The organism is Lentzea flaviverrucosa (assembly GCF_003350445.1).
GTDB lineage: Bacteria > Actinomycetota > Actinomycetes > Mycobacteriales > Pseudonocardiaceae > Lentzea > Lentzea californiensis.
Genome location: NZ_QQAU01000013.1, coordinates 136,881 through 156,226, shown reverse-complemented (window position 1 = coordinate 156,226; position 19,346 = coordinate 136,881). Strand labels below are relative to the sequence as shown.

Annotated in this window: 20 protein-coding genes; 7 read left to right on the top strand and 13 right to left on the bottom strand. The window is 69.8% G+C overall.

The genetic code is table 11. The annotated features are described in order from the left end of the window. Nucleotides 1-30: 30 nt before the first annotated feature. From DFR72_RS33145 to DFR72_RS33120, 6 genes are read right to left on the bottom strand one after another with little or no spacing between them, the layout of a single operon-like run. Entirely contained in the window at nucleotides 31-1,023 is a 993-nt protein-coding gene (locus tag DFR72_RS33145; RefSeq protein ID WP_090070272.1) for a proline racemase family protein, read from the bottom strand. Next, on the bottom strand, nucleotides 1,020-1,913 hold the full coding sequence (locus DFR72_RS33140; protein WP_090070273.1) for a dihydrodipicolinate synthase family protein: 894 nt from the start codon (nucleotides 1,911-1,913) through the stop codon (nucleotides 1,020-1,022). The genes DFR72_RS33145 and DFR72_RS33140 overlap by 4 nt, the downstream gene beginning before the upstream one ends. Continuing rightward, entirely contained in the window at nucleotides 1,910-3,100 is a 1,191-nt protein-coding gene (locus tag DFR72_RS33135; RefSeq protein WP_090070275.1) for an NAD(P)/FAD-dependent oxidoreductase, read from the bottom strand. The genes DFR72_RS33140 and DFR72_RS33135 overlap by 4 nt, the downstream gene beginning before the upstream one ends. Then, entirely contained in the window at nucleotides 3,097-3,279 is a 183-nt protein-coding gene (locus DFR72_RS33130) for a 2Fe-2S iron-sulfur cluster-binding protein (RefSeq protein WP_090070276.1), read from the bottom strand. Before DFR72_RS33130 ends, DFR72_RS33135 begins: the two co-directional genes overlap by 4 nt. Next, the gene (locus DFR72_RS33125) at nucleotides 3,276-4,355 is read right to left on the bottom strand and encodes an NAD(P)/FAD-dependent oxidoreductase (protein WP_090070508.1); all 1,080 of its coding nucleotides are present in this window, start codon (nucleotides 4,353-4,355) and stop codon (nucleotides 3,276-3,278) included. Before DFR72_RS33125 ends, DFR72_RS33130 begins: the two co-directional genes overlap by 4 nt. A gap of 27 nt (nucleotides 4,356-4,382) precedes the next feature. Then, a complete protein-coding gene (locus DFR72_RS33120) occupies nucleotides 4,383-4,928 on the bottom strand; it encodes a helix-turn-helix domain-containing protein (protein ID WP_090070278.1) in 546 nt (181 codons plus the stop codon). A 30-nt stretch (nucleotides 4,929-4,958) separates the two neighbouring features. Between DFR72_RS33120 and DFR72_RS33115 the strand changes: the two genes are divergently transcribed. Continuing rightward, nucleotides 4,959-5,345 (top strand): hypothetical protein, encoded by a 387-nt coding sequence (locus DFR72_RS33115; RefSeq protein WP_090070280.1) that lies wholly within the window; start codon nucleotides 4,959-4,961, stop codon nucleotides 5,343-5,345. Between the two features lie 13 nt (nucleotides 5,346-5,358). Here DFR72_RS33115 and DFR72_RS33110 read toward each other — a convergent pair whose 3' ends face one another. Then, nucleotides 5,359-6,228, bottom strand: a complete 870-nt coding sequence (locus tag DFR72_RS33110; RefSeq protein ID WP_090070282.1) for a DUF4231 domain-containing protein — start codon at nucleotides 6,226-6,228, stop codon at nucleotides 5,359-5,361. A 183-nt stretch (nucleotides 6,229-6,411) separates the two neighbouring features. On the opposite strand from DFR72_RS33110, the gene DFR72_RS33105 reads away from it, so the two are divergent. After that, complete coding sequence (locus DFR72_RS33105; RefSeq protein WP_245983724.1) at nucleotides 6,412-7,242, top strand: oxygenase MpaB family protein; 831 nt, start codon at nucleotides 6,412-6,414, stop codon at nucleotides 7,240-7,242. Here DFR72_RS33105 and DFR72_RS33100 read toward each other — a convergent pair. Then, nucleotides 7,232-7,996: an alpha/beta fold hydrolase gene (locus DFR72_RS33100; protein ID WP_090070286.1), complete on the bottom strand. Its 765-nt coding sequence runs from the start codon at nucleotides 7,994-7,996 to the stop codon at nucleotides 7,232-7,234. The genes DFR72_RS33105 and DFR72_RS33100 overlap by 11 nt on opposite strands. A 94-nt stretch (nucleotides 7,997-8,090) precedes the next feature. Between DFR72_RS33100 and DFR72_RS33095 the strand changes: the two genes are divergently transcribed. After that, nucleotides 8,091-9,587, top strand: a complete 1,497-nt coding sequence (locus tag DFR72_RS33095; RefSeq protein WP_425459926.1) for a chitinase — start codon at nucleotides 8,091-8,093, stop codon at nucleotides 9,585-9,587. Nucleotides 9,588-9,623: 36 nt separating this feature from the next. Here DFR72_RS33095 and DFR72_RS33090 read toward each other — a convergent pair whose 3' ends face one another. Beyond that, entirely contained in the window at nucleotides 9,624-10,265 is a 642-nt protein-coding gene (locus DFR72_RS33090; RefSeq protein WP_090070289.1) for a thiaminase II/PqqC family protein, read from the bottom strand. Between the two features lie 69 nt (nucleotides 10,266-10,334). Here DFR72_RS33090 and DFR72_RS33085 point away from each other — a divergent pair, with 69 nt between their 5' ends. Further along, nucleotides 10,335-10,661, top strand: a complete 327-nt coding sequence (locus DFR72_RS33085; protein ID WP_090070291.1) for a DUF6204 family protein — start codon at nucleotides 10,335-10,337, stop codon at nucleotides 10,659-10,661. A 67-nt stretch (nucleotides 10,662-10,728) separates the two neighbouring features. Here the strand turns inward: DFR72_RS33085 and DFR72_RS33080 are convergent, their stop codons facing one another. After that, nucleotides 10,729-12,858, bottom strand: a complete 2,130-nt coding sequence (locus DFR72_RS33080; RefSeq protein ID WP_090070293.1) for an RICIN domain-containing protein — start codon at nucleotides 12,856-12,858, stop codon at nucleotides 10,729-10,731. A gap of 104 nt (nucleotides 12,859-12,962) precedes the next feature. Between DFR72_RS33080 and DFR72_RS33075 the strand changes: the two genes are divergently transcribed. Both DFR72_RS33075 and DFR72_RS33070 read left to right on the top strand, forming a co-directional pair. Next, a complete protein-coding gene (locus DFR72_RS33075) occupies nucleotides 12,963-13,460 on the top strand; it encodes a winged helix-turn-helix domain-containing protein (RefSeq protein WP_211335620.1) in 498 nt (165 codons plus the stop codon). Continuing rightward, nucleotides 13,453-14,034 (top strand): SRPBCC family protein, encoded by a 582-nt coding sequence (locus DFR72_RS33070; protein WP_090070297.1) that lies wholly within the window; start codon nucleotides 13,453-13,455, stop codon nucleotides 14,032-14,034. The genes DFR72_RS33075 and DFR72_RS33070 overlap by 8 nt, the downstream gene beginning before the upstream one ends. Here DFR72_RS33070 and DFR72_RS33065 read toward each other — a convergent pair. Continuing rightward, nucleotides 13,998-15,209 (bottom strand): FAD-binding protein, encoded by a 1,212-nt coding sequence (locus DFR72_RS33065; protein WP_090070299.1) that lies wholly within the window; start codon nucleotides 15,207-15,209, stop codon nucleotides 13,998-14,000. The two genes, DFR72_RS33070 and DFR72_RS33065, sit on opposite strands and share 37 nt — an antisense overlap. Before the next feature lie 79 nt (nucleotides 15,210-15,288). On the opposite strand from DFR72_RS33065, the gene DFR72_RS33060 reads away from it, so the two are divergent. Continuing rightward, nucleotides 15,289-16,275, top strand: coding sequence for a methyltransferase (locus DFR72_RS33060; RefSeq protein WP_245983723.1), 987 nt, complete (start codon nucleotides 15,289-15,291; stop codon nucleotides 16,273-16,275). Here the strand turns inward: DFR72_RS33060 and DFR72_RS33055 are convergent. After that, the gene (locus DFR72_RS33055) at nucleotides 16,265-17,047 is read right to left on the bottom strand and encodes a siderophore-interacting protein (RefSeq protein ID WP_211335619.1); all 783 of its coding nucleotides are present in this window, start codon (nucleotides 17,045-17,047) and stop codon (nucleotides 16,265-16,267) included. The two genes, DFR72_RS33060 and DFR72_RS33055, sit on opposite strands and share 11 nt — an antisense overlap. Further along, nucleotides 17,044-19,302 (bottom strand): ATP-binding cassette domain-containing protein, encoded by a 2,259-nt coding sequence (locus DFR72_RS33050; protein ID WP_090070302.1) that lies wholly within the window; start codon nucleotides 19,300-19,302, stop codon nucleotides 17,044-17,046. Before DFR72_RS33050 ends, DFR72_RS33055 begins: the two co-directional genes overlap by 4 nt. Nucleotides 19,303-19,346: the final 44 nt, after the last annotated feature.

Sequence of the window (19,346 nt, the reverse complement as noted above, 5' to 3'; positions counted from 1 at the left end):
TGACTCTAGTGACAGAGCTCGGCGGCCTGACTACAGCGCGAACCCCTCCGGGAACGGATCGGTCTCGTCCAGGAGGTACTGGCCCATGCCGGTGATCCACGCCCGCCCGGCCACCGTGGGCACGACGGCCGTGCGGTCGCCGAGCGCGACCTCCTCCAGCAGCCGGCCGACGAACCTCGTGCCGATGAACGACTCGTTCACGAAGTCCTCGCCGATGCCGAGCTCGCCGCGGGCGTGCAGCTGGGCCATCCGTGCGCAAGTGCCCGTGCCGCAGGGTGATCGGTCGAACCAGCCGGGGTGGATCGCCATCGCGTTGCGCGAGTGGGCCCCGTCCTGGCCGGGTGCGACGAACTGGACGTGCTTGCACCCGCCGATCGCCGCGTCCACGGGGTGCACCGGCCGGTTCACCGCGTTGATCTCGTCCATGATGGACAGTCCGGCGGCCAGGATCCGGTCCTTCTCCGCGCGGTCGAACGGAATGCCGAGGTCCGCGAGCGGCACGATCGCGTAGAAGTTGCCGCCGTACGCCATGTCGTACCGCACTTCGCCGAGGCCGGGCACGGTCACCACGGCGTCCAGTTCGTGCGCGTACGCCGGGACGTTGCGGATCGTCACGAGCTTCGTGCGGGTGTCGTAGTCGGCGAGCACCAGCCCGGCCGGGGTGTCCAGGCGCACGGTCGTGACAGGTTCTGTCATCTCGACCATGCCGGTCTCGACCAAAACCGTCGCGACGCCGATCGTGCCGTGCCCGCACATCGGCAGCAGGCCGGAGACCTCGATGAACAGCACGCCCCAGTCCGCGTCCTGGCGGGTCGAGGGCTGCAGGATGGCACCGCTCATGGCCGCGTGGCCGCGCGGTTCGTTGACCAGCAGCTTGCGGACGTGGTCGTGGTTCTTGATGAAGTTCAGCCGCTTCTCGGCCATGGTCTCACCGGGGATCACGCCGACCCCGCCCGTGATCACCCGCGTCGGCATGCCCTCGGTGTGCGAGTCGACGGCGCTGAAGTACTTGGAGAACCTCACGACGTCGCCAGCTTCATGTCCGCGTCGACCTGGGCGAGCTGCTCGGGGCTCAGCGGGCCGCGCGGGGGACGGCACGGACCGCCATAGCGGCCGACGTAGTCCATCGAACGCTTGATGGCCTGCACGAACTCGGTGCGCGAGTCCCAGCGGAACGCCGGCACGAGCTTCTCGTACAACGCCCGCGCCTCGTCGAGGCTGCCCCCCAGCGCCAGGTCGAACAGCTGCTTGCTCTCGGCCGGGAACACGTTGGGGTAGCCCGCGAACCAGCCCGTCGCGCCCATCAGCAGGCTTTCCAGCACGACGTCGTCCGCACCCGCCACGACGGTGAGGTGCGGGGCGGCCGCGCGGATCTCCAGCACCCGCCGGACGTCGCCGGAGAACTCCTTGACCGCCACGACGTTCTCGATCTGGCCGAGCTCGGCCAGCAGGTCCGGCGTCAGGTCGACCTTGGTGTCGATCGGGTTGTTGTAGACCATGATCGGCAGTCCGGCCTTCGCGACCTCGCGGAAGTGGTGCACCACCTCGCCGCGGTTGGCCCGGTACATCGTCGGCGGCAGGCACAGCACGCCGTCCGCGCCGTCCTCGGCCGCGAGCTCGGCCCAGTGCCGGGCCTGGTGCGCGCCCACGCCGTGCACGCCGATGACCGCGATGCCGCGCCCCTTGACCGCCGCGATGGCGGTCTGCGCGACCTCACGCCGTTCCGCGTCGGTCAGCGACGAGTACTCGCCCAGCGACCCGTTCGGGCCGACGCCGCGGCAGCCGCTGTCGACGACCCACCGGCAGTGCTCGGCGAACTTCTCCAGGTCGGGACGGAGCCCGGCCGGGGCCTTCGGGTCTTCCGCGTAGGGGAGCGCGGTGGCGACGATGACGCCGTCGAGGCGTTCGGTCATGACTTCTCCTCCGGGAGTGCGGCGAGTTCGCCGAGGGGGATCGGGACAGCGATCACGCGGCGCTGGCCGTCGAACGGGACGCCGGTCAGGTCGGCTGCGTTGCGGGCGCAGATGCGGCCCTGGCAGCGGCCCATCGCGACACGGCTGCTGAGCTTGAGCTCGCGCATGCTCGTGGCATCGGTCAGGTCTTCGAGGCGGACCTTCTCGCAGCGGCACACGGTGGTGTCCGGGTCGAGCCACGTCCGCCAGCCCGGCTGCACGGCGTGCGCCCTGGCCAGGGCCCCGGCGAAGAGGCGGCCTCTGCGCACGGCCTCCACGGCCTCGCGCGGTGGCTCCTGCCCCGCCGCGGCGGCTCCGGCGACAACGCCCTCGGCTTCGGCGAGGTCGGCGCCGCCGATGCCGGTGACCTCGCCGGCCGCGAAGACGTTCCCGACCGACGTCCGCTGGTGTTCGTCGACGTCGTAGAAGTCGCCGGTGCGCAGGGCGTCCGGCAGGAGGTCGGTGCGGGGCAGGAAGCCGTAGCCGACGCAGACGAGATCGGCCTGCACGATGCGGTGGCTGACCGGGCGCCACTGACCGTCGAGCTTCGCGACCGTCACGCGGTCACCGTGCTTGGCGATCACGGCGGTGCGGGTTTCCAGCCGTGGCAGCACTGTCCGGTAACGCGCGAGCTCACCGATCTTGTGCCGGTTCGCGGTGATCGCCCTGGCCTCGCGGAGCCACCTGGTGGGGGACGACGCCTCGTAGACGCCGACGAGGGTGGCGCCGAGGTCCTGCAGCGCGGTGGCGACGGGCAGCAGGAACGGGCCGGTGCCCGCGACGATCACGCGTTCGGCCAGCGTGACGCCCTGTTTGGCGAGGGCCTGGGCGGCGCCCGCGGTGATCACGCCGGGGCCGTCCCAGCCGGGGAAGGGCAGGGGGCGGTCGTAGGCGCCGGTGGCGATGATCAGCGCGTCGAAGCGCAGTTGCTCCGGTCCGCGCAGGTGGAGCGTGTCGCCCTCGACCAGCCAGGCCTCGGTGTTCTTGAGGTGCGTGACCCCGGCGTGGCTGAACCTGGCCCGGCCGCGCAGGTACTGGCCGCCGGCCTCCGGTTCCGAGTCGACCATGACGACCTCGGCGCCCGCGTCGGCGGCGGTCCGGGCGGCGGCCATCCCGGCGGGGCCCGCCCCCACGACCACGATCCTCATGACGTCGTCCTGATCACGTCGCCGTCGCTCAGCGGGTGGCGGCACGCGCGCACCTCGGGCACGCCGTTGATCTCCGCGACGCAGCCGAAGCACACGCCGATGCCGCAGAAGTACCTGCCGGGCAACAACTCCGCGACGTGCGCGACCTCGCGCGGCAGGCCGTTGAACGTCACCTTCACACCAACACCTCCGGCCGGTCCACGCGGAACGGGCGGGGATCCACCAGGGGGTCCTCGCCGGTGAGCAGCTGGGCGAGCAGGCGTCCCGTCGCCGGGGCGAGGCCGACGCCCGCGCCCTCGTGACCGGTGGCGTGCCACAGGCCGGGCGTGCGGGGGTCCTCGCCGATGATCGGCAGGTGGTCCGGCGCGTAGGGGCGGAAGCCGCCGTACGCGCGCATGACCGGGACGTTCGTCAGCATCGGGAACATCGCGATCGCCTTGCGCGCCAGTGCTTTCAGCACCTTGCTCTCGATCGTGCCGTCGAAGCCCTTGCGCTGGCGGCTCGACCCGATCAGCACGGTACCGCCCTGCGTCGACTCGACCACGCCGGACGTCTGGAGGTCGGCGTCGCCGCTCGCGACGGCGCCGACGTAGTCCGCGTCGTAGACCTTGTGCCGGATCGTGCCGGGGATCGGCGTCGTCACCAGCACGACGCCACGCCGGGGCAGCACGTTGACGCCGAAGTTCCCGGCCCACGGGCCGGTGGCGTTGACGACCGCGCCGCAGCTGATCACGCCGTCCGTAGTCGTCACGCTCCGTCCGTCCGTCGTGGACACCTCGGTGCGCCTGACCTCGATGCCGCGCAGCAGGGTCCGGGTCGCCTTGACCGGGTTGAGCTGGGCGTCCTGCAGGTAGTGGACGGCGGCGGTGATCTCCGGGTTGAGGTGCGGCTCGCGGGCCAGCGCGTCCGCCGCGGTGATCTCGCAGGCGTCGACGCCCGCCGCGCGCTGGGCGGCGGCGAAGGCCTGCAGCGGGACGACGGCCCCCGAGGTCGTGGCGACGACGAGTCCGCCCTTCTCCTCCCACTCGGCGTCGTCCGCGAGTTCCGGCCACAGGTCGCGGCTCGCCAGGGCGAGGTCGAGCTCCGGGCCGGGCTCCTTGTCGCTGACCAGCACGTTGCCCTCACCGGCCGAGCTGGTGCCCGACGCCGGTCCGTGGCGGTCGACGACGAGCACACCGAGGCCGCGCGCCTTCAGGGCCTGGGCGCACGCGGCCCCGATGATGCCCGCGCCCATGACCACGACGTCCGGCTGCATCGCCACCTCCGTTCAATAGAATGAACGTTAGTGCTTCGGGTACTCCAGCACCAGTACCGAGCTGACCTCATCACCGACGGTCTCGTACGAGTGCGGCATCGAGCCGGGGAAGGAGACGTAGTCGCCCGGCCCCAGCTCGTACGGCGCGTCCACCGGGCCCACGCGCAGCCGGCCGCTCGTGACCAGCACGTGCTCCCTGCCGGGATGACCTTCGCTGGTCTGCGTCGCGCCGGGCCGGACGCGCTGGTCGTAGATCTCCAGCACGGTGTCCCCGATGTCCATCCGCCGCATCAGCCGCAGGTCGACCGCGTTGCTGCTGAGCACCTCGACGTCACGGGCGCGCACCAGCACGACGTCCGGCGTCGTCCGCTCGGTCACCAGCTCCGACACCGGCACGTCCAGAGCGTTCGACAAACTGAACACTGTTTCGATCGTCGGGTTGCCCGCGCCGCTCTCCAGCTGGGACAGCGTGCCCTTGGCGATGGACGACCGCCGCGCGAGCTCCGACAGCGACAGCCCGCGTTGCTCGCGGAACGCCCTGATGTTGGCGCCAAGCACCTGACCCGCACTCATGGTCGCTGATCGTTGCATAGGCTTGCGCCCATGACTGCGTACACGGAGGTGGAGGGGCAGACCCTCCGCACGGCCGTTTTCGGTGCCATGGTGCTGGTGTCCACTGCGGACCCCGGCTCGGTCGACGAGGAGAGCCAGGCCGGCGTCAGGGCGATCACGCTGCTCTCGGACGACCTGCGCGCCATCATCGCCGCCGCCCCGCCCTCGTTGCCGAAGGGCTCGACGTCCGAAGTGGAGTCCGGTGTCCTGGCCGCGCTGCGGGACTCGGTGGCGATCATCAACGCCCACGAGCCGCGTGATGTGGCGATCTTCCGCGCCGCCGTGTCGGAGATGTGCCGCTCGGTGGCCGGAGCGGACGGCGAGGTGGCGGCCGCGGAACGCGCGATGGTGACCAAGGTCGTCGAGGCGCTCGGCTGACGGGACGCGCCGGTCAGGTCGCGCTGGGCCGCGTCGCGAGCCAGGTGGAGTGCTCCTTGCCGATCACGGCCTCGGCCTCGGCGACCACGGAGGCCCAGTCGCTCTCCAGGGCGTGGGGGAGCCGGCGGTCGACGTCCGCGAGCTCGCCGGCCGCCGCCGCGTAGCCGACGCTGAGGTTCTCGTACTGCCGCAGCGCGATCCACGCCGCACCGCCCGCGACGGCCGCGGCCATCACGCCGGACAGGTCGACGTCCCAGACGCCGTTGATGCGCAGGATGGCGAAGACGATCGCGACGAGCTCGCCGACGATCATCAGGACGCGGAACACGTTGGCGCGGGTCTCGTTCATCGCCGACCTGTCGCGGTACCACTGCAGCTGCGGTCGCACGCGGGCTTCGCGGTAGGTGGTCCTGCGCTCGTCGAACGGCTTGGTGCGCAGCTCGGCCATGACCTGCTCGCCCGTGTCGTTCGCGCTGGTAAGCATGACCTCCCTGCGGTGGTCCCTGACCGCGGCGGCGATGGCGAGGTCCAGCTCCCTGCGGGGGTCCTGGGCACCGCCGTGGAACGGCTCGCCCGCCACGGCGTAGCGCCACGACAGCGACTTCACCCGCTCGGCGACGGTCCGGCCCGCGTTCCACTTCAGCTCCGGGTGCATCACCCACAGCAGCAGTTCGCCGAACAGCGCGGTGAGGAACCCGCCCAGCGCCACCCACGCCCAGACGTCGACGCCGGTACCGCCGATCTGCCACTTGAACGCACCGCCCACCGCCGCGACCACCGCGCCGATCAGCCGCACCCGGCTGAACAGCAGCGTGAGCCGTTGTCCGAGCCGGGAGACCGCCTCCGCATCGTGGTAGAAGCCCGGCAGGTGCTCGTCGTTCATCCAGGTCCTGCTCTCGTTCGCCGAAGTTGATCGTGGTCAGCCCAGGCTTGATTATCACGGCGGCGACCGTCCTCGTGGGTGATCTTGGAATGCTCCAGGTGAAGTTCACGCCGGCGCGGGCGGCTGAAAGGCACCCTGCGTGCGCGGGTGCCTTTCTCAGGGACCGGCGCGCATCATGGGGTGGTGCTGAAGTCATTGCGACGGCAGGTGAGTGAACGGCTCTTCGAGAAGGTCGCGGGTCCTGAGCGGCGCAAGCACGCTCACCGCATCCACGACGCGCCCGGCCCGCGGCTGTTCGCGGACGACCGGCCGATCCGGCACGTGCACGCCGATCACGCCATGTTCATCGGCGGGCTGCGGGCGTTGCTGCTGCAGTCGTTGCACCCGCTGGCGATGGCGGCGGTGGCGCAGCACTCCGACTACCGGACTGATCCATGGGGCCGCTTGCAGCGCACGAGCCTGTTCGTCGGCGTCACCACCTTCGGCACCGCCGAGGACGCGCTCAAGGCCGTCGAACGGCTCGGGCGCGTGCACCGGCACGTCCACGGCACCGCGCCGGACGGCCGCCAGTACCGCGCCGACGACCCGCACCTGCTGGGGTGGGTGCACGTGGCCGAGGTCGACAGCTTCCTGCACTGCCACCGGCGTTACGGCGAGAAACCGCTCGACGACTACGACGGGTACGTCGCCGACATGGCGGTCATCGCGGACGCCATGGGCATCCCCGACCCGCCGCGCACGACCGCCGAGCTCGAAGCGAAGCTCGACTCGTACCGGGCCGAGCTGAAGGGCACGCCCGAGGCCAGGGAAGCGGCGAGGTTCCTGCTGCTCAAGGCCCCGCTGCCACTGCTGGCGCGGGGACCGTACGCGATCCTGGGCGCGACGGCGGTCGCCAGTCTGCCGGTGTGGGCGCGGGTCCCGCTGCGGCTGCCCTACCTGCCGATCACGGAGGCCACCGGCGTGCGGGTCGCGGGCCATGCGTTGATGCGCGGCCTGCGGTGGGTCACGAGCTGAGGAAGTCCATCACCAGAGGCGACGCCTCGGCGCGGAACTCCTCGAAGTAGCCGTGCCGCGCGCCCTCGACCAGGTGCATGCGAGCGCCCGGGACGCGTGAGGTGATCAGGGGAGCGTTGGCCGTCGGGTTGAAGACGTCCTCGGTGCCGTGCACCACCAGGGTCGGCGCGGTGATCGACGGCAGCACGGCCCACGCGTCGTGCTCGGCGCTCGCGAAGAGGTGCCGCTTGCGCGCGTACGGCGGCATCTGCGGGTCGCCGAGCGTGTTGTACGGGCCGCGGTAGGCCGGCGTGTACATCAGCTCTTCCAACGCCCTGCGCGCTTTCATCGGATCGACCTGCGCCAGCGACTTGCGCACCTCGGCGCTGCGCTCGATGCCGTGCGCGCCGCCGGGGGAGGTGCAGCCCAGCACCAGGCGGTCGACGTGCTCACCGTGCTCGGCCGCAATCCACTGCGCGATCCGCCCGCCCATCGAGGTACCGTAGACGTGCGCCCTGCCGATCCCCGCGTCGGCCAGGACGGCGACGCAGTCCGACGCGAACGTCCGCGTGCTGTACGGGACGTCGGGCTTGTCGCTGGAACCGGTGCCGCGGTGGTCGGTGACGATCGTCGCGAACCGCGCCGAGAAGTCCTCCCGGACCTGTGACCACCAGCGAGACGAGTTCGCCTGGCCCGCGATGAGCAGCAGGGGAGGCCCGGAGCCCTCGATCGAGTAGAAGAGCCGGGTTCCGTCGGCGGCACGAGCGTGGGGCACGACCGAGAAGTCTAGGACCTTGACTTCCAGATAGATGGTCTAGTCCAATTCGGGTGACCCCCTGCCGGCCGCCAACGCGTGAGGGATGGAACCCATGCTGTTGTTCGCTCGAATATCCGCGGTGGCCGCACTGGTGCTCGGCACCGTGATCGTGAGCCTCGCCCCCGCCAACGCCGCCGGAGTCACGGCGACGTTCGCCAAGAACGGCTGGGCCACCGGCTACACCGCGACGGTGACGATCAAGAACGAGACCAGCGCGGCCATCAGCTCCTGGAAGGTCGAGTTCGACTACCCGGCCTCGACCACCGTCGGTGCCTACTGGGACTCGCTGCTCACCAAGAGCGGCAACCACCACACCTTCGTCAACCGGGAGTACAACGGCTCCGTCGCGCCCGGCGCCAGCGTGACGTTCGGCTTCAACGCCGCCGGCACCGCCGACCCGTCGAACTGCACGATCAACGGCGCCGCGTGCACCGGTGGCACCGGCCCGACGACCAGCTCGACCACGAGCACGACGACGACCACCACGACCACAACAACTACGACCACCACCACGACCGGTCAGCCGCCCACAGGGCAGTTGCCGCGCAAGGTGCTCGTCGGCTACCTGCACGCCAGCTTCGCCAACGGCTCCGGCTACATCCGCATGAAGGACGTGCCGGACGAGTGGGACGTCATCAACCTCTCGTTCGCCGAGCCCACCAGCGCCACGAGCGGTGACCTGCGGTTCAGCCAGTGCCCGGTGGCGGAGTGCCCGAACGTCGAGTCCGAGGCCGAGTTCATCGCCGGCATCCGCGCCCAGCAGCAGAAGGGCAAGAAGGTCAACATCTCCATCGGCGGTCAGAACGGCCAGGTCCGGCTGGAGACCACGGCGGCGCGCGACGCGTTCGTGCGTTCGGTGGGCGCCATCATCGACAAGTACGGCCTGAACGGTCTCGACGTCGACTTCGAGGGCCACTCGCTGTCGCTGAACCCCGGCGACCTCGACTTCAGGAACCCGACCACGCCCGTGGTCGTGAACCTGATCTCGGCACTGCGGACGCTCAAGGCCCGCTACGGAGCCAACTTCGTGCTCACGATGGCGCCGGAGACGTTCTTCGTGCAGGTCGGCTACCAGTTCTACGGCGGCACGGGCACCGGTGACGCGCGCACGGGCGCGTACCTGCCGGTGATCGAGGCCATGCGCAACGACCTGACGTTGCTGCACGTGCAGGACTACAACTCCGGACCCGTGATGGGCCTGGACAACCAGTACCACAACATGGGTGGCGCGGACTTCCACGTGGCGATGACCGACATGCTGCTCGCCGGGTTCCCGGTGCGCGGGGACGCGTCGAAGGTCTTCGCGCCGTTGCGCCAGGAGCAGGTCGCGATCGGCCTGCCCGCCGCGCAGTACGCGGGCAACGGGTTCACGTCCGTCGCGGACGTCCAGACCGCGCTGGACTGCCTCACCAAGGGAACGCGGTGCGGCAGCTACAAGCCGAAGGGCGTGTACCCGAACCTGCGCGGCCTCATGACGTGGTCGATCAACTGGGACAAGTACAACAACTACGAGTTCTCCAAGGCCCACCGGGCCTATCTGCCCCGATGACGGTGTGGGGGCGGCACACCGCCGCCCCCATCCCTCTTACGCCAGGGTGGACCAGAACTGCAGTTCGTACGCCTGCAGCAGGCGGCCGTAGCGCCACGCGTGCTTCGGTTGCCAGCCGGCGTCGAGGGAGGCCTGGATCGCGGCGATCGCACGCTCCTCCAGTTGCGGCGCGGGCGTGGCGAAGAAGTCGACGAACGCGCACGCCTCGTCGCCGAACCCGTAGTGCTCGCGCAGCCCCTTCGCCATGCGCGCGCAGTACCCGCCCCACGCGGTGAAGTTCGCCAGGATCGCGAGGACCACGTCCGCCGGGTCGCCGTTGAGCGCCATCCACGCCTGGTACGCGGGGTAGGCCTGGCAGCCGGGGAACGGTTCGTAGTTCTGGAAGTCCTTGGCGGACATGCCCGCCGCCTCGGCCAGCGCCGGCAACATCGGCAGCACGAGCTCCTCACCGCCCGCGAGCAGCGTGAAGAACGCCCGCGCGTTCGGCTCCTCCGCCTTCGAGGCCAGTGCCAGGAATGTTCGCCAGTCCGACGACACGATGTGGTTCTCTTCCGCGGCGAACGTCTGGATCACGGCGCGCGGAGCCTGCCCGGTCTCGATCAGCTTCACCACGAGGTTGTCGTGGTCACCGGGGTGCAGCTCCGTACGGATGCGCGCGACCAGCTCTTTTGCGTTCATGGTCCAGATTCTTCCGCACGGGGGAAATCGTTCGCCAGACCGGCGGGGGATCAGGGAGCATCTTCGCTCGTGGCTGAACACACCTACCGAGTACTCGTCCGCGGGCGCTTCGCCGACCTCACCGACGACCAGCGCGCGACGTTGCGGGACCGTCTCGAGGGCTTCGACTTCATGCGGGACGCCGGCTTCAGCGAAGAGGGCGCGCTGACCTATGACGAGAAGCTCGACTTCTTCAGCTACCGCGTGATCCTCACCGCCGCCGAGAAGCCGGACGACGCGGGACTGCGCCGGGCCTCGACCGCGCTCGACGCGCTGGGCGTCGACTTCAAGGGGCTGAAGGCCAAGGTCACCGACATGGACGAGATGAAGATCAACCGGCCGAAGAGGCTGGGCTGACTCGAGGGTGCGGCCCCGCACTCCGGTGGAGTGCGGGGCCGTGGACTGCCATCGGTTCAGTGCGTCATCACGGGTAGTTGGCCAGGTAGGCCTCGGTCGACCCGGCGGTCGCCGTGCCGCCCGAGTTGTTGACGATCCGCTGGATGGTTCCCTTGCCGCCCAACGACACGGTCACCATGCTGTGCAACTTCACGCCGGGGGTGTTCGGCACCTCGAACGCCCGGTCGGCGACCACGGACGGGTTCGCGTTCATGAATGCGTAGCTGCCCAGGCCCCACGCCTCGTGCGTCGTGACGTTGTTGGAGACCTTGTACGCCGCGTAGCCGCGCGTCGAGCCGTTCATCCACGCCGCCTGGTTGGGCACCTCGTACGGCATCTCGTTCTGGTAGAAGTAGGTCCGGCCGCCCTGGCCGTTCCAGATGGTCTGGTACTTCTGGTAGTGCTCGACGAACAGGCCGTACATCGTCACGTTGTTGCCGTTGACGACCAGGCCGGTGTCGGCCGTGTTGAGGTCCCAGCCGACGCCGACGGAGTGGTCGCCGCGCCACAGCCACAGGTGGTCACCGATCACGTTGTGGCTGTTGACCACCAACGAGGTCGTGGCCCGCCCGACGGCCGAGCCGCCGATGCGCGCGTAGACGTCGTGCAGCGACGTCGGGTTGGCGGAGTGGTTTGCGTTGCTGCCCGGCGCGCCGATCTGCATCAGCAGCGGCGAGTTGGTCGGGGCCGCGTCGACGAGGATGCCGGCGATCTTCACACCGTCCACATCGGCCACGTCGAGTGCCATGTTGCCGTTGGTGGGCATCACGGTCGCGAGACCGAGACCCAGCACGACGGTGTCGGGGCGGGTGACGCGGATCGGCTCCGAGACCTGGTGGATCCCCGGCGTGAGCAGCAGGTGCTTGCCGGCCGCGAGCTGCGCGTTGATCGTCGCCGCGGAGGTGCCCGGCTTCGCGATGTAGAACTGCGACAGCGGGATGTTCGTGCCCTGCTGGTTGCCGGACGCCCAGGTGGTGCCGCTGGTGTTGGAGCGCAGCGCCGGGACGAACACGTTGTAGTTGCCGCCGCCGTCGACGTTCAGGAACGGCTTCTCCCGCACGACGGGGGTCTGCGCGACGTTCGTGTACGGCGGTTCCGGGAACGAGGTCTGCGGCGCGTTGCGCGCACCGACGAACACCATGTTCCAGTTCTCACCGGTCCACGAACCCCATTCGGTGTTGCGCGAGAGCCACTGCTGCTGCGAACCGGAGCGCACCTGGCCCGTGACCACGGAGTCGGCGAGGAAACCACCGCTGGACCAGCCGTTGTCGTCGAGCTGCATGTTGCCGTAGGTCTTGGTGCGGCGCATCGCGGACGCCTGCGACACGGCCCAGGTGTTGGTGCCCGACGGCGGCCGGATCGCGAGGTTCTCCGCGCCACGCCAGAAGTTGTGCGTCGCGTTGCCCTCGAACCAGTCGGCCTCGACGTGCACCTGACCGTTGATCGTCACGCCGTCCGGCAGCATGCCCAGGCCGAGGACCTGGGTGAAGAAGCCGATGTTGACGTCGACGTTGTAGTTGCCGGGCTTGAACATGATCGCGTACCGGCGCGCGTCGTACTGACCCTCCTCCTGCTGGCGGAAGACGTCGTTGAGCCGCGCCTGGATGGTGGACGCGGGCATCGACGGGTCGAAGACGAGCACGTTCGGGCCGAAGTCGGGCTGGCCGGGCTGCTGCGTGCCGCCGGTCAGGCGGAAGAGCTGGGCGTTGGTCCCGTTGCAGGTGTACTGGACCAGCTGGACGTCACCGGTGGACGCACCGGGCACGTCGAGGCACTTGGCGCTGTTGCGGTTCACGAACCGGTAGGTGTCCGTGCCGACCTGTTCGGGGCGCCATTGCTGGTTGTTCGCGTTGAACGACTGCCACATGTGGACAGCCGCGTTGTCCGCGACCGAGACGTTCGAGACGTCCCAGACCTGGCCCTGGCCGACGGTGAAGTACCCGTCGCTCGTGGGCGTGAAGGTCCAGGTCTGTCCCGAGCATCCTTGTTGGCGGAGCTGTGCGCCGTTGGCCGTTCCCAGCGACTCCACGCACTTTCCGCTGCCGACGTTCGTCACTTGATAAGCGGTTCCGGGCACCACGTCGGCCTGCGCCGCGACCGTCCACACAGGAACGATCGCCGCTGCTGCCAACGCTGCCACCAGCAGGGGGGTTCTCACGGCCCCAGGGTGGGACGATTTGTTGCAACCGTCAACGAACTTGCCTGTTTCCGGTCCCGTTCCGGTATTGACAGTCCATTTTGTCAAATGAGAGCGTGCTGGGCGTGGAGCTGTCACCGTTGCGCCTGTCGCTGCTGGAACTGCTGAAGTCGCCGGCCTCGGCGACGCAGCTCGCGGCGGCCCTCGACCTGCCTCGGCAGCGCGTCAACTACCACGTGCGGGCGCTGGAACAGGCGGGACTCGTCGAGCTGGTCGAGGAACGCCAGCGGCGCGGCTGCGTCGAACGCGTCCTGCGCGCGACGCCCGGCCGCGAGATCGCCACCGACGTGCAGGACCAGTTCGCCGCGACGCACCTGGTGTCGGTCGCGGAGGACACCGCGCGTGAGGTCGAGCGGATGTCCGGTGCGGCGGCCGACGCGGGAAAGCGGTTGCTCACCTTCACCGTGGAGGCGACGATCCGCTTCGGCGCGCCCGGCGACGTGCACGAGTTCACGAGTGATCTGGCCGAAGCGGTGCGGCAGATCGCGTTGAAGTACGACACCGATGCAGGCCGCCCGTACCGGGTGGTCGCGATGGGCCATCCCGGAGTAGCAGATGAGTGACGAAGGCGTCCGGATCGAGATCACCGTGGCCGCACCGGTCGACGAGGTGTGGCAGTCGTTCCGGGACAAGGAGAAGCTGCGCCACTGGCACGGCTGGGACCTGCCGGAGCTCGACGCCGAGATCGACAACATCTACTTCGAGAACGCCGAGGAGGGCGACGGCGCCACGCTGGTCGTCCAAGGCCACGACACCTTCGTGCTCACCCCGGTCCCCGAAGGCACCCGAGTCGTGCTCACCCGCGCGCCCGTGGGCACCTCACCCGAGTGGGACGCCTACTACGACGAGATCACCGAAGGCTGGATCACGTTCCTGCACCAGCTGAAGTTCGCTCACGAGTACCACCCCGGGGAGAAGCGCCGGACGCTGTTCTGGTCCTGCGAGGTCGATCTCGGCGTGAGCGGCAAGCCGTTCTTCGAGTCGGCGAACCAGCGCGGCGTGGTGGTCGAGGAGTTCGGTCCTGGCCTGGTCGTCACCAGCGCGCAGATGACCGTCGTGACGACCTACGGGTTCTCCGATGCCGAGTTGGAGGCGCTGCGTCAGAGGGGACCCGCCGACGTGGCCGACCCGAAGTAGCGGGTCAGGAACTCGTTGCGGAAGACGCCTTTCGGGTCGTGCTCGCGCAGCAACCCCCGGAAGGCGTCCCACTGCGGGTAACGTGCCGCCAGCAAGGCCGGCGGCACGGTGAAGAGCTTGCCCCAGTGCGGCCGCGGCGCGATCGCCTCCTCCAGGCGGGGCAGCAGCCGCAGCACGGCCGGGGTGTCCGGCACCCAGGTGAAGTGGATCGCGATGCTGTCGCGCTCGAAGGCGGGGCTGAGCCACTGCGGTTCGGCGTCGATCGTGCGGATCTCGCAGGCCTGCACCAGCGGCGAGATCACCGTCGACATCTCGGCCAGCGCCCGCAGCGCCGTCACCGCGCGGGTCCGGGGCACGAAGTACTCCGTCTGCAGCTCCTCGCCGACCGACGGGGTGAACTCGGCGCGGAAGTGGGGCAGCCGCTCGTGCCACGGGCCGGGCACGCCGCCCTGCAGCGTGCAGCGGGAGGCGGGCTGACCGGGCACCGGGTGCGCGGGCTCGGACGCCGGCCTCCCGGGGAAGGCGAACTCCTCGTCGCCCACGCGGTGCTTCGCCCACAGCGTCGCACCGCCCTGCCAGTCGACGAACGCGCTGACGCTGTACGCGCCGTCGAAGATCTGCTCCAGCCGGACGAGCAGCGTCGTCCAGGCGACGTCCTCGTAGACCGTCTGCGCGATCTGGAACGACGGCACCACGTCCAGTGTCACGGTGGTGACGACGCCGAGGCCGCCCATGGACACGGCCGCGCCGGGGGACGTCAGCTCGACGACCGAGCCGTCACCCCGCATGACCTCGACGGACCGCACGGCGCCGGCCAGTGACCGGGCCCCGGAGCCGTGGGTGGCGGTGGTGATCGCACCGGCCACGGTGATGTGCGGCAACGACGGCAGGGTGTGCAGGGCGAGGCCCGCCGCCTCCAGCCGGACCGCCAGCGAGGCGAGAGTCATGCCCGCGCTCACCCGGACCGTGTGGCCGGACACCTCGAAGACCTCGGGCATGGCCGCCAGCGACACCAGCGTGCCGGTCGTGTCGGCGATCGTGCTGAACGAGTGTCCCGAACCGACGACGTGCACGGCCGATGAGCCGCGCACGAGTGCACGCAGGTCGTCGGCCGAGGCCGGGGCCACGGCCTCGGCCGAGCTGAAGGTGACGTTGCCGGCCCAGTTGGTCCTCATATGCACCACGTTAGGCGCCATAGCGCCGTGAGTCATTCTCGCTATTGCTTCAGTGTTGACCAAAATTAAGTTGCGCACGGTGGCAGGGTGGACCTACGTGGACACCGACGTACAACGGCTTCGACAGATGTCCGGGCTGATCACGCCGATGGCGCTCCGGGTCGCCGTGACCCTGGGACTGCCGGACCGCCTGCGTGACAACCCCGCCACCGCCCGCGAACTCGCGCCCGAACTCGAGGTCGACCCGCTCGCACTCGACCTGCTCCTGGCCCACCTGACGACCCTCGGCGTGGCCGAACGAACAGCCTCGGGCTACCGCACGACGGACTTCGGCGCCCTGCTCGGCGCCGGTGCGGGCAACGGCCTGAACAACCTGCTGCACCACGACTCCGCCGCCGGCCGCGCCGATCTGGCGTTCGTCGACCTGGTCCACAGCGTCCGCACCGGCGAACCGGCCTACCCGGTGCGCTACGGCCAGGACTTCTGGACCGACCTGGCCGGACAACGGCATCTGCGTGACGCGTTCGACCAGCAGATGACCGACCGCATGCGGAACTGGGTACCGCAGATCGTCAGGAACTACGACTGGTCGCGGTTCGGCACGCTCGTCGACGTCGGTGGCGGGCACGGCAGCCTGCTCGCCGCGATCCTCACGGCGAACCCGGCGATGCGCGGCCACCTGGTCGAACTCGAGGACACCGCGGCAGGCGCACGCGCGGTGCTCGGCCTGTACGGCCTCGGGGGACGCACCGAGGTGACCGGCGGCAGCTTCTTCGATCCTCTGCCGACCGGCGGTGACGCCTACCTGCTGTTCGACGTCCTGCACGACTGGGACGACGAGCAGGCGCACCGGATCCTGGCCCGGTGTGCGGAGGCGGGCGACAGGGTCCTCGTCGTGGAGTCCCTCGGCGAGAGCACGGAGTTCGACCTCGTCATGCTCGTGCACTTCGGCGGGCGCGACCGAGGGCTCCACGACTTCGAGAGGCTGGCGTCGGCGCACGGGCTGAAGCTGGAGTCCGTGACCCAGGTGACCGGTGGGCGCAGCCTGCTGGAGTTCACTCGCTGAGCGCGGCGATCCGTTCCTGGGCCTCGGCGAGGTCGTCGGAGGTAGGGGCGTCGTCCTGGGTGAGGGCGCGCCGCCAGTAGCCGGCGAACTCGATGTCCTTCTTGGACACTCCGAGGCCGACGAAGTGCCTGCGCAGCGCACGAACCGAGGAGGCCTCGCCGCCGAGCCACACCCACGCCGACGGTGGCACCCCGGCCGCCGTCACCACCGGCACCAGGTCCTCCCCGGCGCTGCGGTGCACCCACCGCACGCCGGGGACGTCCTGTTCCTCCGCCGGATCCGCGACCTCGACGAACACGAGCCGTCGCTGTGTCTCCGGCAGCAGTTCCAGCAGCGAGCCGATCGCGGGCAACGCCGTCTCGTCGCCCGCGAACACCAGCAGGTCCGCGGTGCCGAGCGGCCGGGCGTAGTCGCGCGACGGTCCGAACCTGCCGATGACGTCACCGACTCGGGCGGTGGCGGCCCAGCGGGAAGCCGGTCCGCTGTCGCCGTGCAGCACGAAGTCGACGGTCAGCACGCCCTCGCTCAGCGACCGGACGGTGAAGCTGCGCATCCACGGCCGTTCGGGCTCGGGCATGGCCAGGTAGGCCTGGTACCAGGTGCCGACGTCCGCGGCGTCCGACACGTGCGCCGATCCGCCCGGCCGCGGGAAGAGCAGCTTGAGCTGCTGGTCCGGCCAGGTGCCGATCTCCTGCAGGCCGGGACCGGTGAACGTCATCCGCGTCATGCGCGGGGTCAGCGGCACGACGGAGGTCACCGTCAGCAGGCTCACGACAGGTACTCCTTCAGGTGCCGGGCGGTGAGGGTTTCCGAAGTGGACACGAGGTCACCGGGCGTGCCGGAGAAGACGACCTGACCGCCGTCGTGGCCCGCGCCGGGACCCATGTCGACGATCCAGTCGGCGTGCGCCATCACGGCGAGGTGGTGCTCGATCACGATCACCGTGTTGCCGGCGTCGATCAGCTGGTCGAGCAGCCCGAGCAACTGGTCGACGTCCGCGAGGTGCAGGCCGGACGTCGGTTCGTCCAGCACGTACGTCGAGGCCTTCTCGGCCATGTGGATGGCGAGCTTCAGCCGTTGCCGCTCACCGCCGGACAGCGTCGTGAGCGGCTGGCCGAGCGAGAGGTACGACAGGCCGACGTCGTGCAGGCGGCTGAGCACGGCGTGGGCCTGGCCGGAGGGGAAGAACTCGCGCGCCTCGGCGACGGACATGCCGAGCACCTCGCTGATGTTCTTGCCCCGCAACGTGTAGCGCAGCACCTCGGGGGTGAAGCGCTTGCCCTCGCACTTCTCGCAGACCGTGGCGACGCCGGCCATCATCGCGAGGTCGGTGTAGACGAGCCCGATGCCCTTGCAGTTCTCGCAGGCGCCCTCGGAGTTCGCGCTGAACAACGCGGCCTTCACGCCGTTGGCCTTGGCGAAGGCGGTCCTGACCGAGTCGAGCAGGCCGGTGTAGGTGGCGGGGTTGGAGCGCCGCGAGCCGCGGATCGGCGACTGGTCGACCGTCACGACGTCCGGGCCCCTGCGCAGCGACCCGTGGATCAGCGACGACTTGCCGGAACCCGCGACGCCGGTGACGACGGTCAGCACGCCCAGCGGCAGGTCGACCGAGACGTCCTTGAGGTTGTTGGTGCGGGCGCCGCTGATCGTCAGGAAACCCCTGGGGGAGCGGAACTCCGGCCGCAGCTTCGCCCGGTGGTCGAGGTGGCGGCCGGTCAGCGTGCCTGACGCGCGCAGCCCGGCCACGTCGCCGGAGTAGCAGAGGTGACCGCCGTTGACGCCCGCGCCGGGGCCTAGGTCGACGACGTGGTCGGCGATCTCGATGGTCTCCGGCTTGTGCTCGACGACGAGGACCGTGTTCCCCTTGTCCCGCAGCAGGAGCAGGAGGTTGTTCATCCGCTGGATGTCGTGCGGGTGCAGTCCGACGGTCGGCTCGTCGAACACGTAGGTGATGTCGGTGAGCGAGGAACCGAGGTGCCGCACCATCTTCACGCGCTGCGACTCGCCGCCGGACAGCGTCCCGGACTCGCGGTCGAGCGAGAGGTAGCCGAGGCCGATCTCGACGAGCGAGTCGAGCGTGCCCCGCAGGGTGGCGAGCAGCGGCGCGACGGACGGGTCGTCGATGGCGTGCACGAACTTCGCGAGGTCGCTGATCTGCATCGCGCAGCAGTCCGCGATGTTCAGGCCGCGGATCTTCGAGTTGAGCGCGGCCTCGTTGAGACGCGCGCCCTCGCAGCTGTGGCAGGTCGCGAACGTGACGGCCCTGTCGACGAACGCGCGGATGTGCGGCTGCATCGCCTCGCGGTCCTTGGACAGGATCGTGCGCTGCAGCTTGGAGATCAGGCCGTCGTAGGTGACGTTGGTGCCGCCGATGTTCAGCTTCGTCGTCGGTTTGTAGAGGAAGTCTTCGAGCTGCTGCTCGGTGAACGCCGAGATCGGCTGGTCGGCGGGGTAGAGGCCGGAGTTCGCGAGGACCTGCCAGTACCAGGTGCCGACGCCGTAGTTGGGGGCGTCGATCGCGCCGTCGTTGAGCGACTTGCTCCGGTCGACGATGGCGTCCACGTCGATGGTGGTGACCTTGCCCAGGCCCTCGCAGGCCGGGCACATGCCCTCGGGCAGGTTGAAGCTGAACGCGCCGGACGTGCCGACGTGCGGCTCGCCCAGGCGGCTGAAGACGATCCGGAGCATCGTGTGCGCGTCGGTGGCGGTGCCGACGGTGGAGCGGGAGTTCGCGCCCATGCGTTCCTGGTCGACGATGATCGCGGCGCTCAGGTTGTGCAGCGCGTCCACGTCGGGGCGGCCGATCGAGGGCATGAAGGACTGCAGGAACGCGGTGTAGGTCTCGTTGATCATGCGCTGGGACTCGGCCGCGATCGTGCCGAAGACCAGTGAGGACTTGCCGGAGCCGGACACGCCGGTGAAGACGGTCAGCCGGCGCTTGGGGACGTCGAGCGACACGTCCGCGAGGTTGTTCTCCCTCGCTCCGCGGACCTGGATCACGTCATGGCTGTCTGCGACAGCGTTCAAGGCTGCTTCCCCCTGCGTATTTTCAAAGCGGCTTCTTTATGCCG

What these genes read in the sequence shown, in the direction of transcription:
- DFR72_RS33140 (WP_090070273.1), bottom strand. Translation starts at nt 1,913, where the DNA reads ATGACCGAACGCCTCGACGGCGTCATCGTCGCCACCGCGCTCCCCTAC.
- DFR72_RS33135 (WP_090070275.1), bottom strand. Translation starts at nt 3,100, where the DNA reads ATGAGGATCGTGGTCGTGGGGGCGGGCCCCGCCGGGATGGCCGCCGCC.
- DFR72_RS33125 (WP_090070508.1), bottom strand. Translation starts at nt 4,355, where the DNA reads ATGCAGCCGGACGTCGTGGTCATGGGCGCGGGCATCATCGGGGCCGCG.
- DFR72_RS33120 (WP_090070278.1), bottom strand. Translation starts at nt 4,928, where the DNA reads ATGAGTGCGGGTCAGGTGCTTGGCGCCAACATCAGGGCGTTCCGCGAG.
- DFR72_RS33115 (WP_090070280.1), top strand. Translation starts at nt 4,959, where the DNA reads ATGACTGCGTACACGGAGGTGGAGGGGCAGACCCTCCGCACGGCCGTT.
- DFR72_RS33110 (WP_090070282.1), bottom strand. Translation starts at nt 6,228, where the DNA reads ATGAACGACGAGCACCTGCCGGGCTTCTACCACGATGCGGAGGCGGTC.
- DFR72_RS33095 (WP_425459926.1), top strand. Translation starts at nt 8,091, where the DNA reads ATGCTGTTGTTCGCTCGAATATCCGCGGTGGCCGCACTGGTGCTCGGC.
- DFR72_RS33090 (WP_090070289.1), bottom strand. Translation starts at nt 10,265, where the DNA reads ATGAACGCAAAAGAGCTGGTCGCGCGCATCCGTACGGAGCTGCACCCC.
- DFR72_RS33070 (WP_090070297.1), top strand. Translation starts at nt 13,453, where the DNA reads ATGAGTGACGAAGGCGTCCGGATCGAGATCACCGTGGCCGCACCGGTC.
- DFR72_RS33065 (WP_090070299.1), bottom strand. Translation starts at nt 15,209, where the DNA reads ATGAGGACCAACTGGGCCGGCAACGTCACCTTCAGCTCGGCCGAGGCC.